The sequence below is a fragment of the Borrelia sp. HM genome, assembly GCF_019669085.1.
GTDB lineage: Bacteria > Spirochaetota > Spirochaetia > Borreliales > Borreliaceae > Borrelia.
On record NZ_AP024401.1, the window covers coordinates 506,781 to 520,936 of the forward strand.

The window sequence follows — 14,156 nt, forward strand, 5'->3', positions numbered from 1 at the left end:
CATAGTGGCAAGATCTATTAAAAAGGGACCTTTTATAGAAAAAAGTCTTTATCAAAAAGTTTTGGCATCTTGTGGCAAAGAGAAAAGAGTAGTCATTAAAACTTATTCTAGAGCCTCAACAATAATTCCTGAGATGGTAAGTCTTACTATATCTGTTTACAATGGAAAGTCTTTTATTCCTGTTTATATTACTGAGGATCTTGTTGGGCATAAGCTTGGTGAATTTTCACCTACACGGATTTTTAGGGGACATGCCAAATCAGATAAGAAGGGAAGGAAATAAGGTTTATGTTTGTAAATAGAAGATATACTGCAAGAGGCAAGAATTTGCCATCTTCTCCAAAAAAAGTAAGACCTATTGCTGATAATGTACGAGGAAAATCTTATACTGAGGCTGTTGCAATACTTTATTCTATGCCCAATAAAGGTGCTAAGCTTTTAGGTAAAGTCATTAAATCTGCAGTGTCAAATGCTATGTATCATAATAGGAATCTTTCTGAGGATATGATATTTGTGAAAACAGTCATGGTAGACGATGGCAGAAGGCGTAGAAGCATTTGGCCCAGGGCTAGGGGCAGAGCAGATAGGCTTATTAATAGAAGTTGTCATATTTTTGTTGAAGTTTATGAAAAGATGTATGGTGGAGAATAAGATATGGGTCAAAAAGTACATCCTTACAGTTTAAGACTTAAGATCAATAAGGACTGGAAATCAAAATGGTATTTTGATAAAAAATTATATTCTGAAATTCTTCACGAAGATTTCTTAATAAGACGGGAAACTATGAAGTTCCTTAAAGGGATTAGATTTGATATTTCCGATATAGAGATTATTAGAAACAATCTTCAAAGAGTAACAGTAGTAATTTTTACTCCAAGGCCTGGTTCTGTTATTGGTGTTAAGGGTGCCAATCTTGAAAAAATTGGACAATTATTAACTAGGAAAATATCTAAAAAGATTAATATTAAAATCAAGGAAATTAAGAAGCCAGAATTTGATTCACAAATTGTTGCTAATGGAATAGCAAAACAACTGGAAAATAGAGCTTCTTATAGAAAACTTTTAAAATCTACACTTTTATCTTCTATTTCCAAGGGTGTTCAAGGTGTAAAAATTAAAGTTGCAGGCAGACTTGGAGGAGCTGAGATTGCTAGAAGTTTTGAAGTTAAAGAAGGACGAATTCCTTTGCATACTCTTAGAGCTAATATAGACTATGGTTTTGCTGAAGCTCATACAACCTATGGTGTTCTTGGTGTTAAAGTTTGGTTATTTAAGGGAGAAATATTAGGTAAGCAAACTAATTCTGATGCTGGTCAGGTAATTAACAGGAAGCCTTTAAAAGATGATCGAGAGTCTTTTAGTAGAAATAGAGTAGATGATAGAAGTAGTATGTTTGATGATAAGGATAAAAAAAATTTAAATGATTATAATAGATTTTCTAAAGAAAAATTAGAACCTGGTTCTACATCCAGGAATGATTTTAAAAGGAAAAATGGTTCTGATGTCTAGAATCTTTAAGGAGAGCGTTAAATGTTAAGTCCTAAGAAGGTTAAGTATAGAAAGAAGCAAAGAGGAAGACTGTCAGGAGAGGCTCAGAAAGGTAACGAAATATCTTTTGGAGAATATGGACTTGTTTCTCTTGAAACATATTTTATTACTGCAAGGCAAATTGAAGCTGCTCGTATTGCTATGACTCGTAAGATTAAAAGAGGAGGTAAAATTTGGATTAGAATATTTCCAGATATACCTTATACTAAAAAGCCTGCTGAGACAAGAATGGGAAAAGGTAAGGGAGGAGTAGACCATTGGAATGCTCCTATTAAACTTGGAACTGTTATGTTTGAAATGTCTGGAGTGTCTAGAGAACTTGCAGAAGAGGCCATGATGCTTGCTAGTTATAAGTTACCAGTTAAAACTACATTTGTTATAAGACGAGATTTGAGGTGAGGTATGTTGAGAAAATTTAGAGATCTTACTCTTGAAGATATGAAAGCTAAAATATTGGTTTTAAAAAAGGAATATATGGACTTAAGATTTAAAGCTGTGGTTGGTCATGTTGATAATCCTTTAAAAAAAAGAGAACTAAGACGAGATATTGCAAGACTTAATACAATAATTCATGAGTATAAAATCGGGATTAGGAAGGTTTAAATATTATGGCAAAAGAAAATAAAAAAGAGCTGGTTGGAAAAGTTGTTAGTGATAAGATGAGTAAAACAATAGTTGTTGAAGTTGTTCAAAGAAAGATGCATCCTATCTATCATAAATATTTAAAAGTTAGTAAAAGAGTTAAAGCTCACGATGAGAAAGAAGAATCAAGACTTGGAGATAAAGTAAAAATTATTGAGTCTAGACCTATTAGTAAAGAAAAAAGATGGATGCTTATTGAAATCTTAGAGAAATCAAAGTAATTTTTGTTATTTTTAGAGGAGATGAATTATGGTGCAGATGCAGACATATTTAACGGTTGCTGATAATACGGGCGGAAAGATAGCACAGTGCATAAAGGTTCTTGGTGGAAGTAAAAAGCGATATGCTAGAGTTGGAGATATAATAGTGATTGCTGTAAAACAAGCGATTCCCAATTCGCCTATTAAGAAAGGAGATGTGCATAAAGCTGTAGTTGTTAGAACATCAAAAGAGATAAGGCGTAAAAATGGTACTTATGTTAGATTTGATGATAATGCGTGTGTGATACTCGATTCCAATTTGAATCCAAGAGGTAAAAGAGTGTTTGGGCCTGTTGCAAGGGAGCTAAGAGATGCCAATTTTATGAAAGTTGTCTCATTAGCATCAGAAGTAATATAAGGGGGCTATTTATGAAGACAAAGTTGAGAGTAGGTGATAATATAAAAGTTATTTGTGGTAAAGATAAGGGTAAGACGGGTGAAATTGTCAGCATAGATAGGAAAAAGCTTAAAGTTATTGTTAAGTCTTGTAATATGGTTAAAAAGGTTGTTAAAGCAAGAACACCTCAAGAAAAGAGTAAAATAATTGATAAAGAAGCACCTATTGATATTTCAAATGTAATGTTATGTTCTAATGGTGTAGCTTCAAGAATTGGAATTAAAATTGAAAATAATGAAAAAAAGAGATACCTTAAAAAGAACGGGGAGAATGTTTAGCTTATGAGTTATATTCCTGTGTTAAAGAAACATTATCAAGATAGTGTTGTAAAGGATCTTGTTAGTGAATTTCAATATAAGTCTGTTATGCAAGTTCCAAAAATAGAGAAGATTGTTGTTTCTATGGGAGTGGGTGATGCTGTTAAAAACAAAAAGCTTTTAGATTCCGCTGTTTCTGAACTTAGTCAAATTACTGGTCAAAAGGCTATTAAGACTAAGGCTAAAAAAGCTATTGCTGGATTTAAGATTAGACAAGGTCAAGAAATAGGTGCTAAGGTTACTCTTAGAGGTAATATGATGTATGAGTTTTTATATAAACTTATTAATTTAGCTTTGCCCCGTGTTAAGGATTTTAGAGGGGTAGATGGCAATGCTTTTGATGGTAATGGTAATTACTCTTTTGGAATAGCAGAGCAGATAATATTTTCTGAAATAGATTATGATAAAATAGAGAGGATATCTGGCTTGAATGTTACAATAGTAACTACGGCTTTAAATGACAGAGAGGGTAAAGCTTTGCTTTCTAAGTTTGGTATGCCATTTAGTAATTAAGAGGAGTTTTTATTTATGGCTAAAAAATCAATGATAGTTAAGGCCTTACGAAAGCCAAAATATAAAACAAGACAAAAGAATAGATGTAAATTATGTGGTCGTCCAAAGGGATATATGAGAGATTTTGGTATATGTCGTATATGCTTTAGGAATAATGCATCTGCAGGATTAATTCCTGGTGTCTCAAAATCAAGCTGGTAAGGAGAGTTTATGGCTGTTACGCATTCAGTGGGAGATATGTTAACTAAAATAAGAAATGCAAGTAGGGTTAAGCATGAGTTTGTAGACTTGAAGATGTCTAAGCTTAATAAGTCAATTTTAGATATTCTTAAAGAAGAGGGTTATATTAAGAATTATACTGTCTTTGATAAAAAAGGTATTTCTTTTATTAAGGCAATTCTTAATTATGATAGTAAAAGAAATCCGGCCATAAACAGAATAGATGCCATTTCAACTCCTGGTAGAAAGGTTTATTCTTCATATAAAAATATGCCAAGAATAAAAAACGGATATGGTGTATTAATAGTATCTTCTTCAAAAGGTGTTATTACTGGCAAACAAGCCAAAGATAGTAAAGTAGGTGGTGAGCTAATTTGCTCAGTTTGGTAAGGTTTAAGAGGTAGGTAAATATGTCACGTATTGGTAAACTTCCTATAAAAATAGCTGATTCTGTTAAAGTTGATATTAAGGATAATATAATAACAGTTGAGGGAAAGAGAGGCAAATTAAGCCAAAAAATAAAAAGTAGTGTTCAAGTTAAAGTTGAGAATGACAATATTATTGTTGAGCGTTCTTTTGATGATAAACAAACAAGAGCTTTTCATGGGCTTTATCGAAGCTTAATTTTTAATATGGTTAAGGGAGTATCTGATGGATTTTCAAAATCTCTTACTATTAATGGTATAGGATATAGGGTTGAACAACAAGGGAATAGCCTTTTGTTAAATTTGGGATATTCAACTCAATTTGAGTATGTAATTCCAGAAGGAATTAATATTCGGCTTGACGGCAATACTAAAATTGCTGTTGAGGGTATAGATAAGTGTAGAGTTGGTCAGGTTGCTGCTGAGATTAGAAGTTTAAAAGTTCCAGAACCATATAAAGGTAAGGGAATTAAATATGATGATGAAGTAATCAGACGCAAAGTAGGAAAATCAGGAGTAAAAAAATAGGTTCTAGGTGAGCATTTATGAAAAAAGTCAAAGAAGCTGAAAAAAGAAATATAAAGCGTAAAAAAAGAATAAGGAATAGAATTGGATTTGGTGTTGCAGATAGACCTAGGGTTACAGTTTTTAAATCCAATAAATATTTTTATGTTCAAGTTATTGATGACATTGCGGGTCATACACTTGCTAGTGTTTCTACTATTGATAAAGATCTTAAATTGAACAAAAATGTTAATGATGTAAAGAAGCTTGGTGAAATCCTTGCAAAGAAACTTAAGGATAAAAAAATAAATAGACTTATTTTTGATAGGAATGGTTATAAGTATCATGGCCTGATTGCAAGTTTTGCAACTTCTTTGCGAGAAGCCGGTATTGATGTTTAGGGTGGAGGGAGAGTTATGGTGGAATCTCAAGTTCATAAAAAGCAAATAGAAAAATTAATATCATTAAATAGGGTTACTAAGGTTGTAAAAGGTGGAAGAAGATTTTCTTTTGCTGCTTTTATGATTGTTGGTGATGGGGAAGGTCGTGTTGGTTGGGGATTTGGTAAAGCCAATGATGCCAGTGATGCAATAAAGAAAAGTTTAACAAATGCTAGGAAGCATTTAAGACTTGTTCCAATTAAGAGAGGAACTCTGCCTCATATGGTCATTGGTGATTTTAAAAAAGCTAAAGTTTTAATTAAACCAGCTACTCAAGGTACTGGTATTATTGCAGGTGGACCTGTTCGTGCTGTCATGGAAGCTTTGGGAGTTCATGACATATTAAGTAAATCTCTTGGCTCAAATAATTCTATGAATGTAGTAAAAGCTACTTTTAAAGCATTCGATTTGGTTTTAGATGGTAGAGAAGTAGCAAAGATAAGAGGTAAAACTTTAAGGACTTTATGGGGTTAAATTTATGATTAAGAGAAAATTGAGACTTCAGTTAAAAAAAACTAGGTTTAAAGCTTCTAGGTCTAGACGTAAAAATAAAGCTTTTATTAGCAAAATGAAAGAAAATAGGGAAATTCTTGCTAAAAGTGATATTAAAGTAGAGGTGCAACTTAATAGAAGTCTTATTGGTAAGTTAGACACTAAGATTAAGACATTGAAAGCTTTAGGTTTAAAGAGGATAGGAGATAGGAAAATTCATATTTTAAATAAGTCTATACAAGGTATGCTTAAGAGTGTAATTAGCATGATCTTGTTAAGTGAGGTAAAAAATGGTTAATCTAAGGAAACCTTTAGGGGCTAATAGATCGCGAAAGATTGTTGGCAGAGGCCCAGGTTCTGGTCTTGGAAAAACTTCTGGTCGAGGACAAAAAGGACAAAAAGCCAGAAATACTTCACCAGGTGTTGGTTTTGAAGGGGGACAAACTCCTCTTTATAGAAGACTTCCAAGAAGAGGTTTTTCCAATCATGATTATAAGGTTAGATATGAGATTGTGGGGCTTGGAGATATAGATAAAAAATTTGAGGCAGGAGATTTGGTAAGTTATATCACTTTGTTAGAAAAAGGTCTTGTAAGCAAAAATAAGAAAAATATTAAAATTTTGGCTAATGGTGAGCTTACAAAGAAAGTGAATTTTGAAGTTTCTCGTATTTCAAAATCTGCTGAAGAATCTGCAACAAAAATTGGTTGCAATATTAAATTGATTTAGAATGGTAGTAAAATGAAAGGATTGTTTTTTAATTTATTTACAATTAGGGATTTAAGAAATAAATTTTTATTTACTCTATTTATTCTTTTTCTTTTTAGAGTGGGTTCTTACTTACCAATACCAGGAATAGATCCAGTGGCTCTTAGGAGTTATTTTAAATCTCAATCAGATTTTTCAATTACTAATTATTTTGATTTTTTTTCAGGTGGTGCATTTAGTAATTTTTCTATATTTATGCTTAGCATAGGTCCTTATATTTCAGCATCTATTATTATTCAGCTTCTTGTTTATTCTTTTCCTTCTCTTAAAAAGATGCAAGAAGGAGATAATGGAAGAAAAAAAGTAAAGAAATACACTAAATATTTAACAATTGTTGCAGCAGTAGCGCAAGGATATGCTACTAGTCTTTATGCCAAAAGTATTCCAGGAGCACTTAATTTCTCTTTTTATAGATATATTTTTATTGCTATTTTAACGGTTACAACAGGTACTTTTATTCTGTTATGGTTTGGTGAGCAAATTAATCAAAAAGGAATTGGGAATGGTGTGTCTTTAATAATTTTTTCAGGAATAGTTGTTAGGCTTCAGGCGGGTTTGTTTAATTTGTTTCAAAGCATGCGAGACCCATCTCAAAATATTAATCCTGTTTTTGTTATATTAGTTTTAAGTATTTTTATTTTGGTTGTCATATTAATCATATATGAATATAAAGCCCAAAGGCGTATAGCTATACATTATGCTAGAGCAAACTTAAGAAATACAGTTAGTTCATATTTGCCAATCAAGCTTAATCCATCAGGTGTTTTACCTGTTATTTTTGCGTCAGTGCTTATTACTTTGCCTTTACAAATTTTGAGTGGATTTGCAGAAGTTTCTGTTCTCTCAAGACAAATTTTATCTTATTTAAAGCCTAATGGATTTTATTATACATTATTAAATGTAGTATTAATAATAGGATTTACATATTTTTATTCAAAGATACAATTAAGTCCAAAGGATGTAAGTAATAATATTCGAACAAATGGAGGGACTATTCCGGGTGTAAAGGCGGATGAAATGGAGGGTTATTTAGATAAAATTATGAATAGAACGTTATTTTCAGGTTCTATTTTTTTGTCTATTATTGCAATTATTCCATTTTTAGTGCAAAATATTTTTAGATTTCCTTATAATGTCTCAAGGATTATGGGTAGTTCTTCGCTTCTTATTATGGTGGGAGTAGCTCTTGATACGTTAATTCAGATTGATGCGTATTTAAAGACCCAAGGATTGTCTCGTGGAACTGGTAAACAGTATGCTTTTTTGCAAAAAATTTAGGAGTAATTTATGAAAGTTAGAGCAAGCGTAAAGCCAATTTGTGAAAAATGCAAAGTAATAAAAAGAAAGGGTGTTGTAAGAATTATTTGTGATAATCTTAAACACAAACAAAGACAAAAATAAGGGGAAAAAATGGCTAGAATAGCAGGAATAGATTTGCCAAATAATAAGCAACTTCAAATAGCTCTTACTTCTATTTATGGCATAGGAAGATCTAGAGCTTTAGAGATTTGTAGAAAGACAAATATTGCTCCAGAGAGAAGGGCTAAAGATTTAGATAATGATGAGGTTAATAAGCTTAGAAAGATAATTGAGAATGATTATGTTATTGAGGGAAAGCTTAGGAGTGAGCTAGCTATGTCTATTAAGAGACTTATGGATATTGCATGTTATAGAGGTCTTAGGCATAGAAAAGGTTTACCCTTAAGGGGACAGAGAACTAAAACTAATGCAAGAACTAGGAAGGGCAAGCGAAAAACTGTAGCTAATAAAAAAATGGCTACTAAGTAATATTGTGTTGTCTATTGAGGAGGGAGAAGGTTGAGTACAAAGGTGTCAACTAATAAAAAAAAGATAAAAAGAAGTATTGGCGAGGGAAATGTTTATATACAGGCTACTTTTAATAATACAATTGTAACTGTATCAGACATAAGAGGTAATGCTTTGGCTTGGGCAAGTGCAGGTGGAATGGGATTTAAGGGTGCTAAAAAATCAACTCCTTATGCTGCTCAGATGACCACAGAAGCTGCTTTAGGTAAAGTTAAGGATTTTGGAATTAATTATGTTCATGTTTTTGTTAAAGGGCCAGGAATTGGTAGAGAGTCTGCTATACGAGCTGTTGGGTCAACAGGTATAGTTGTAAAATCAATCTCAGACGTTACTCCAATACCGCATAATGGATGTAGACCTAAGAAAACTAGACGAGTTTAGTTAGAGGAGCTATTAATGTCTTTAGGAAAGCTTTTGAAAGATTTTACTATACCTGATAGGATTGAGTTTTTAAGGGGAGAAGATAATGGCTCTTATGGAAAATTTGTAATATATCCTTTTGAGAAAGGTTTTGGTGTTACCATTGGAAATACTTTAAGACGAGTTTTGTTATCTTCTATTGAAGGATATGCTGTTTCTGCTATGAGAATTCAGTCTAATCAAGGTGGATCTTTGAAGATCGTTTCAAGTGAATTTGATTTAATACCTGGTGTTGTAGAAGATACGCTTGAAGTAATTGCTAATATTAAAAATATTCATTTAAAATTAGATGAGGGAGTTAACAGTAGAACTATAAGTGTAAATGTTAATGGCAAAGATACTAATGTTTTAAAGGCCGCCCATCTTGAAATGGAGGGTGTTGAGGTTTTTAATAAGGATTTAGTTATTGCTACACTGTCAAGTGAAGCAAATTTAGATTTTGAATTTCAGGTGAACTATGGGAGAGGGTATATTTCTTCTGAACAAAATGCAAAATATTTAGAGGAAGTGAATACCATTGCGATTGATTCTATATTCTCTCCAATAGAAAAGGTGACGTATTTTGTTGAAGATACTAGAGTTGGACAAAGATCTGATTATGATAAGCTTGTTATGGAAATTTGGACAACAGGTGTTATTAGTGCTAAGGATGCAATCAAGAAGGCATCATCTGTTATAAGGGAATTTTTACTTCCATTGGTAAATTTTGAAGATAAAGTTGTTCATTCTGTTGAAGATTCTGGATTTGTTGGAGATTCTGATACTCTTGGTATGAGTATTGATAAACTAAGTTTATCTGTTAGATCATTGAATTGTTTAAATAAAGAAAATGTTAAAACTTTAGGAGAACTTATTAGTAAAACTCCAGAGGAACTTTCAAAAGCAAGAAATTTTGGTAAAAAAAGTTTAGAAGAAATAGTTGAAAAGCTTAATTCTTATGGATTATTTTTAGGAATGCCTAAAGCAGAAGCTCTAAAAATCTTGAATAAAAACGATAAAATATCTAGTTAGGAGTTCGTTGATTATATGAAAACTAAGGTAGGATTTAATAGATTAGATAGAAAATCAAGTCATAGAAGGGCACTTTTAAAAAATATGGTAATTTCTCTTTTAAGGCATGAAAAAATAATTTCTACTAAGGCAAAATTGAGTGAAGTTAAGAGATTTGCTGAGAAGTTGATTACAAGGGCCAAAGTTGATAGCGTTCATAATAGAAGAGAAGTATCAAAATTTATACATGATAAGTATATCCTGAATAAATTATTTACTAAAATTTCCCCTATCTTTAATGAGAGAAAGGGTGGTTATACTAGGGTTATTAAGCTAGGACGAAGGTATGGAGATGCAGCTGAGATGGCAATTCTTGAACTAGTTGATAAGACCTTATGACCTTATAAGAAAAGTAATAGTACTGCATATTAAATATATCTTTTCATTAATAAAGTTATATTTAATTGGTTTAATAGAATAGGGGGTAATTATATGTCATATATTACTTTTTCGTCTATTCTTGCTGGTATCCTAGGTGTTATATTAGGTTTTGTGATAAGAATTATTTTAGGTAGGTTTGCTTTATTAAATTTAGATAAAAAGCTAAAGAAAGTACAAGAAGAGGCCATTTTAGAGATAGAAAATGAAAGAAAGCGAATTATTGCACATACAAAGACTCAAATGCTTAAAGATAAGAACCAGCAGGATAGGGAAATAAGAGAACGAAAGAATGAGGTTTTTAATTTAGAAAGAAGATTATTACAAAGAGAAGAAACTTTAGATAAGAGGATCTCAGCTCTTGATAAGCAGCAAAGTAGAATTGATGTTAAGCTTAAAGAGTTTGAGCAAAAAGAAAAAATAATAAGAGATAAAGAATTATCTCTTGTTAAGAAGTTAGAAAATATTTCTGGTCTTACTAAAGAAGAAGCAAGAAAGATTGTAATTGAAAAAGTCGAAAATGAATCTAAAAGAGACGCTCAAATAATTATTAATAAAAGTGAACAAGAGGCTCAGCTTTTAGCGGATAAGGTAGCAAAAGATATATTAGTTTCTACCATGCAACGCATAGTAACTGAAGTCAGTTCTGAATTTACAGTTACTTCTGTTGAGCTGCCTAATGATGAGATGAAAGGTAGGATTATCGGTAAGGAAGGACGTAATATTAGAGTTCTTGAAACTTTAATAGGTGCAGATATTATTATTGATGACACTCCTGAAGCTGTTGTTATATCTTGTTTTGATCCAGTAAGGAAAGAGATAGCTAAAAGAACACTTGAAAGGCTTGTTGCAGATGGAAGGATTCATCCTGCAAGAATTGAAGAAGTTGTATATAGTGTTACAAGTGAGATCAATAGTATCATTCTTGAAGAAGGCGAAAAGGCAGTATTTGATCTAAATATACATGGATTTGATAAAAGACTTATCAGGGGACTTGGAAGACTTTACTTTAGAAGTAGTTATGGTCAAAATGTTCTAAGTCATTCAAGGGAAACAGCAATAATAGGGGAGATTTTAGCTAAAGAGATGAAATTAGATCCTGTTGTTGTAAAAAGGGCATGTCTTTTGCATGATATTGGAAAAGGTATGGAGAGTATTTCTGAGAATAGTGAGGGACATGCTATTACAGGTGCTGAACTTGCTCAAAGTTGTGGGGAGAGCGATATTGTTGTTAATGCTATTGCGTCGCATCATAATGAAATAAGGCCTGAAAGTTTTGAGGCTATTGTTGTTCAAATAGCTGATGCTATTTCTGCATCTCGTCCTGGTGCAAGACGTGAGAGTTTGAATAATTATATAAGTAGACTTAAAAGACTTGAAGAGATTGCATATGGTTTTGAGGGTGTTCAGAAGTGCTATGCAATTCAGGCTGGTCGTGAAGTTAGAATCATTGTTGACAATCTATTAATTAATGATGATAAAGCTACTATGCTTGCAAGAGACATTGCAAAAAAAATAGAACTTGAAATGAGATATCCTGGTAAAATAAAGGTCACTATTATTCGTGAAACTAGAGTTATTGAGTATGCAAGATAATGATGTTATTAAAGTTTTAATCATTGGAGATATTATAGGTGATGGGGGATTAAAGAGAGTCTTTTTTAACCTTAAGGGTCTTAAAGAAAAGCATAATATAGATCTTACGATTGTGAATGGAGAAAATTCATCAGGTGGTTTTGGAATTACTCCAGAGATAGCAGAAAATCTTTTCAGAGCAGGTGTAAATGTTATTACTACAGGCAATCATGTTTATTCTGATCATGGTATAAGAGAATATTTAAATAAGCAAAAATATGTTTTAAGACCAAATAATTTTTCAGATTTACTTGAAGGGCATGGGTATTGTATTTTGAATGTTAAGAATGATCAAGTTGCTGTTATAAATGTTCAAGGGTTTTTAGGAATGACTTTCATTGTTAAAAATCCCTTTGAAAATATAAAAAAAGTTGTGAACATGATTAAGAGCAAGGTTAAGACTATTTTTGTTGATTTTCATGCTGAGAGTAATTATGAGAAAGAAAGTTTTGGATATTTTTTGAATGGGTTGGTAACAGGAGTTGTTGGTACTCATACACATATAATGACTCAAGATGAAAGAATTTTAGATAAAGGGACAGCTTATATTAGTGATCTTGGGATGACTGGTAGTTTAAATTCTGTCATAGGATTTAATCCTGAAATTTCTCTTAAAGGATTACTTGAACACGTAGCGTTAAGAACTGAAACCGTTGAAGAGGATGTCATTATACAAGGAGTTGTTATTACTTCTCATTTAAAGACGGGGCGTGCTCTTAAAATTGAAAGAATACAGAAATAATTTATTAAATATTCTTTGCAAGAGTTATCCCAATTTTACACGAAAGGAATTAACGGTTCTAATTTTAACTGGTAAAGTATATGTTAATTCTCATAGGGAAAAAAATCCTAAAGCTTTAATTTCAAAAAACAGTAAAATACAACTAGTAGAGAATGAATCTAGGAAATTTGTTTCAAGAGGAGGAAATAAGCTTTTTGAATGCTTAGAAACATTTAATATTATAATTAAAGACAAAATTTGTGTTGATGTTGGTGCTTCAACTGGTGGTTTTACCGATTGTCTTTTACAAAATGGTGCGAGATTAGTTTATGCAGTTGATGTTGGATTTAATCAACTTGCTTATAAACTAAGAGTTGATTCTAGGGTTAGTGTTTTTGAAAAGACTAATATTTTTGATATTCATCAGTTTGATATACAGCCTGATTTAGCCGTTATTGATGTTTCTTTTAGATCTGTGGTGAGTATATGTTCAAATTTAATTGACAAACTTGCGAATAAATTGATTATTGCTCTTATTAAACCCCAATTTGAAATTAAAGGATTGGGTTTAAAGATAAAAAATTTTAATGGAATAGTTGAAAGTAAATATTTAGGTCAAATATTAGAAAAAGTAATTAAAAAATTTTATGATAACAATCTACAAGTTAAAGATATATTAAAGCTTAAAACCAAAGGACGCAAGGGAAATCAAGAATTTATGTTTTTGATTGTTAAAGATAGTTTTGTGAGTTTTGAGCAATCTCTTGCGGTTCTTAAAGATATTAATTTTAGTATTTTTTGAATCTTTTATTATCTAAAATTCCTGAGAAGTTTAAATTTAAATCTCCAAGTATTATTGGATTGTCTTCGACTTTTAAAGTTATTCCATCAATACCTTGAATTTCAATACATGTTGAAATAATTTGTCTTATCTGATTGATTATTCCTTCTATTCCAAAGCTGTTTTCATAAAACTCCTTAGATAAGTTTATGTGTGCAATTCCATCACTTATTCTTAAATTTAGGATTTTTGTATTGATAGGAATTAGACTTAAAAAATTGTTTTTAAGTTCATATTCATTAGGACCGTTAATTAGTGCTTTTAATGTTTCTTCAAGAATGTTTTTGTCATACTGAATATTTCTTTTAATACCTTGTTTTAAAAAATGGCCCTCAGAAGTGACTTTGATAAAATATAGCTTTACTGTTTTTTTATTTTTGAAGTGTTTTTGTTCTTGATATTTCAGTTCTTCGTCAATTTTTTGTATTTCAGGTGGTTTGATTAAAAATTTTTCATCGCTTAGTGTTTTAATGTTTTCACTATTTGTATTATCTAATTTTGCTTCTATTTTATTGGGTTTTGATTGAATGAATTCAAAATTTTCATTGCTCATTTGTTCTTTAAATATATTTTTAAATAATGAATTATTAATTATTATTAATAAGCATAATCCTGTTAAAAAGATTGCGAATAATATTAAAAATATATCTATTTGCCCAAAATTACTTTTTTTTCGTCTACTGTTTCTTTTTTTTCTTATCAATTGAATATCCGTCTTTAATTAGCATAAAGTTATGATATTTGATATTATAATAAAGAT

General features: G+C 31.2%; 26 protein-coding genes. 25 read left to right on the plus strand and 1 reads right to left on the minus strand.

The genetic code is table 11. The features are described 5' to 3' along the window. The first annotated feature begins 4 nt into the window (after positions 1-4). The 25 genes from rpsS to K5563_RS02535 all read left to right on the plus strand — a co-directional run bounded on the left by rpsS (position 5) and on the right by K5563_RS02535 (position 13,357). Positions 5-283: a 30S ribosomal protein S19 gene (rpsS, locus tag K5563_RS02415; RefSeq protein WP_221037407.1), complete on the plus strand. Its 279-nt coding sequence runs from the start codon at positions 5-7 to the stop codon at positions 281-283. Positions 284-288: 5 nt separating this feature from the next. Beyond that, positions 289-651, plus strand: a complete 363-nt coding sequence (gene rplV / locus K5563_RS02420; RefSeq protein WP_221037408.1) for a 50S ribosomal protein L22 — start codon at positions 289-291, stop codon at positions 649-651. 3 nt (positions 652-654) lie between these two features. Then, the gene (gene rpsC / locus K5563_RS02425) at positions 655-1,509 is read left to right on the plus strand and encodes a 30S ribosomal protein S3 (protein ID WP_221037409.1); all 855 of its coding nucleotides are present in this window, start codon (positions 655-657) and stop codon (positions 1,507-1,509) included. Positions 1,510-1,530: 21 nt separating this feature from the next. Beyond that, positions 1,531-1,947 (plus strand): 50S ribosomal protein L16, encoded by a 417-nt coding sequence (gene rplP, locus K5563_RS02430; RefSeq protein WP_221037410.1) that lies wholly within the window; start codon positions 1,531-1,533, stop codon positions 1,945-1,947. Positions 1,948-1,950: 3 nt separating this feature from the next. Beyond that, entirely contained in the window at positions 1,951-2,151 is a 201-nt protein-coding gene (gene rpmC, locus K5563_RS02435; RefSeq protein WP_221037411.1) for a 50S ribosomal protein L29, read from the plus strand. Between the two features lie 5 nt (positions 2,152-2,156). After that, positions 2,157-2,411, plus strand: coding sequence for a 30S ribosomal protein S17 (gene rpsQ / locus K5563_RS02440; RefSeq protein ID WP_221037412.1), 255 nt, complete (start codon positions 2,157-2,159; stop codon positions 2,409-2,411). A 28-nt stretch (positions 2,412-2,439) separates the two neighbouring features. Beyond that, positions 2,440-2,808 (plus strand): 50S ribosomal protein L14, encoded by a 369-nt coding sequence (rplN, locus tag K5563_RS02445; protein ID WP_221037413.1) that lies wholly within the window; start codon positions 2,440-2,442, stop codon positions 2,806-2,808. Between the two features lie 11 nt (positions 2,809-2,819). Further along, the gene (rplX, locus tag K5563_RS02450) at positions 2,820-3,125 is read left to right on the plus strand and encodes a 50S ribosomal protein L24 (protein WP_221037414.1); all 306 of its coding nucleotides are present in this window, start codon (positions 2,820-2,822) and stop codon (positions 3,123-3,125) included. 3 nt (positions 3,126-3,128) lie between these two features. After that, positions 3,129-3,677 carry a 50S ribosomal protein L5 gene (gene rplE / locus K5563_RS02455; protein ID WP_221037415.1) on the plus strand — a complete coding sequence of 183 codons (549 nt, stop codon included), beginning with the start codon at positions 3,129-3,131 and terminating at the stop codon, positions 3,675-3,677. Positions 3,678-3,692: 15 nt separating this feature from the next. After that, the gene (locus K5563_RS02460; RefSeq protein WP_221037416.1) at positions 3,693-3,878 is read left to right on the plus strand and encodes a type Z 30S ribosomal protein S14; all 186 of its coding nucleotides are present in this window, start codon (positions 3,693-3,695) and stop codon (positions 3,876-3,878) included. Between the two features lie 9 nt (positions 3,879-3,887). Beyond that, entirely contained in the window at positions 3,888-4,286 is a 399-nt protein-coding gene (gene rpsH / locus K5563_RS02465; RefSeq protein WP_221037417.1) for a 30S ribosomal protein S8, read from the plus strand. A 20-nt stretch (positions 4,287-4,306) separates the two neighbouring features. Further along, positions 4,307-4,849: a 50S ribosomal protein L6 gene (gene rplF, locus K5563_RS02470; protein ID WP_221037418.1), complete on the plus strand. Its 543-nt coding sequence runs from the start codon at positions 4,307-4,309 to the stop codon at positions 4,847-4,849. A 17-nt stretch (positions 4,850-4,866) separates the two neighbouring features. Beyond that, the gene (gene rplR / locus K5563_RS02475) at positions 4,867-5,226 is read left to right on the plus strand and encodes a 50S ribosomal protein L18 (RefSeq protein WP_221037419.1); all 360 of its coding nucleotides are present in this window, start codon (positions 4,867-4,869) and stop codon (positions 5,224-5,226) included. Positions 5,227-5,241: 15 nt separating this feature from the next. Beyond that, positions 5,242-5,739 carry a 30S ribosomal protein S5 gene (gene rpsE / locus K5563_RS02480; RefSeq protein ID WP_221037420.1) on the plus strand — a complete coding sequence of 166 codons (498 nt, stop codon included), beginning with the start codon at positions 5,242-5,244 and terminating at the stop codon, positions 5,737-5,739. Positions 5,740-5,743: 4 nt separating this feature from the next. Then, positions 5,744-6,055 carry a 50S ribosomal protein L30 gene (gene rpmD / locus K5563_RS02485; protein ID WP_221037421.1) on the plus strand — a complete coding sequence of 104 codons (312 nt, stop codon included), beginning with the start codon at positions 5,744-5,746 and terminating at the stop codon, positions 6,053-6,055. Next, on the plus strand, positions 6,048-6,485 hold the full coding sequence (gene rplO, locus K5563_RS02490) for a 50S ribosomal protein L15 (RefSeq protein WP_221037422.1): 438 nt from the start codon (positions 6,048-6,050) through the stop codon (positions 6,483-6,485). Before rpmD ends, rplO begins: the two co-directional genes overlap by 8 nt. Positions 6,486-6,497: 12 nt before the next feature. Further along, positions 6,498-7,802, plus strand: coding sequence for a preprotein translocase subunit SecY (gene secY, locus K5563_RS02495; protein WP_221037423.1), 1,305 nt, complete (start codon positions 6,498-6,500; stop codon positions 7,800-7,802). Positions 7,803-7,811: 9 nt separating this feature from the next. Next, positions 7,812-7,925 carry a 50S ribosomal protein L36 gene (rpmJ, locus tag K5563_RS02500; protein WP_221037424.1) on the plus strand — a complete coding sequence of 38 codons (114 nt, stop codon included), beginning with the start codon at positions 7,812-7,814 and terminating at the stop codon, positions 7,923-7,925. A gap of 9 nt (positions 7,926-7,934) precedes the next feature. Beyond that, the gene (gene rpsM, locus K5563_RS02505; RefSeq protein ID WP_221037425.1) at positions 7,935-8,312 is read left to right on the plus strand and encodes a 30S ribosomal protein S13; all 378 of its coding nucleotides are present in this window, start codon (positions 7,935-7,937) and stop codon (positions 8,310-8,312) included. Between the two features lie 30 nt (positions 8,313-8,342). Further along, the gene (gene rpsK / locus K5563_RS02510; protein ID WP_221037426.1) at positions 8,343-8,732 is read left to right on the plus strand and encodes a 30S ribosomal protein S11; all 390 of its coding nucleotides are present in this window, start codon (positions 8,343-8,345) and stop codon (positions 8,730-8,732) included. A 15-nt stretch (positions 8,733-8,747) separates the two neighbouring features. Beyond that, positions 8,748-9,782 carry a DNA-directed RNA polymerase subunit alpha gene (locus K5563_RS02515; RefSeq protein WP_221037427.1) on the plus strand — a complete coding sequence of 345 codons (1,035 nt, stop codon included), beginning with the start codon at positions 8,748-8,750 and terminating at the stop codon, positions 9,780-9,782. A 15-nt stretch (positions 9,783-9,797) separates the two neighbouring features. Further along, on the plus strand, positions 9,798-10,160 hold the full coding sequence (gene rplQ / locus K5563_RS02520) for a 50S ribosomal protein L17 (RefSeq protein ID WP_221037428.1): 363 nt from the start codon (positions 9,798-9,800) through the stop codon (positions 10,158-10,160). Between the two features lie 93 nt (positions 10,161-10,253). Continuing rightward, positions 10,254-11,795: a ribonuclease Y gene (gene rny / locus K5563_RS02525; RefSeq protein ID WP_221037429.1), complete on the plus strand. Its 1,542-nt coding sequence runs from the start codon at positions 10,254-10,256 to the stop codon at positions 11,793-11,795. Then, entirely contained in the window at positions 11,785-12,576 is a 792-nt protein-coding gene (locus K5563_RS02530) for a TIGR00282 family metallophosphoesterase (protein ID WP_221037430.1), read from the plus strand. The genes rny and K5563_RS02530 overlap by 11 nt, the downstream gene beginning before the upstream one ends. After that, positions 12,557-13,357 carry a TlyA family RNA methyltransferase gene (locus tag K5563_RS02535; protein WP_221037431.1) on the plus strand — a complete coding sequence of 267 codons (801 nt, stop codon included), beginning with the start codon at positions 12,557-12,559 and terminating at the stop codon, positions 13,355-13,357. Before K5563_RS02530 ends, K5563_RS02535 begins: the two co-directional genes overlap by 20 nt. Here the strand turns inward: K5563_RS02535 and K5563_RS02540 are convergent. Next, positions 13,344-14,099 (minus strand): GerMN domain-containing protein, encoded by a 756-nt coding sequence (locus tag K5563_RS02540; RefSeq protein ID WP_221037432.1) that lies wholly within the window; start codon positions 14,097-14,099, stop codon positions 13,344-13,346. The genes K5563_RS02535 and K5563_RS02540 overlap by 14 nt on opposite strands. Positions 14,100-14,156: the final 57 nt, after the last annotated feature.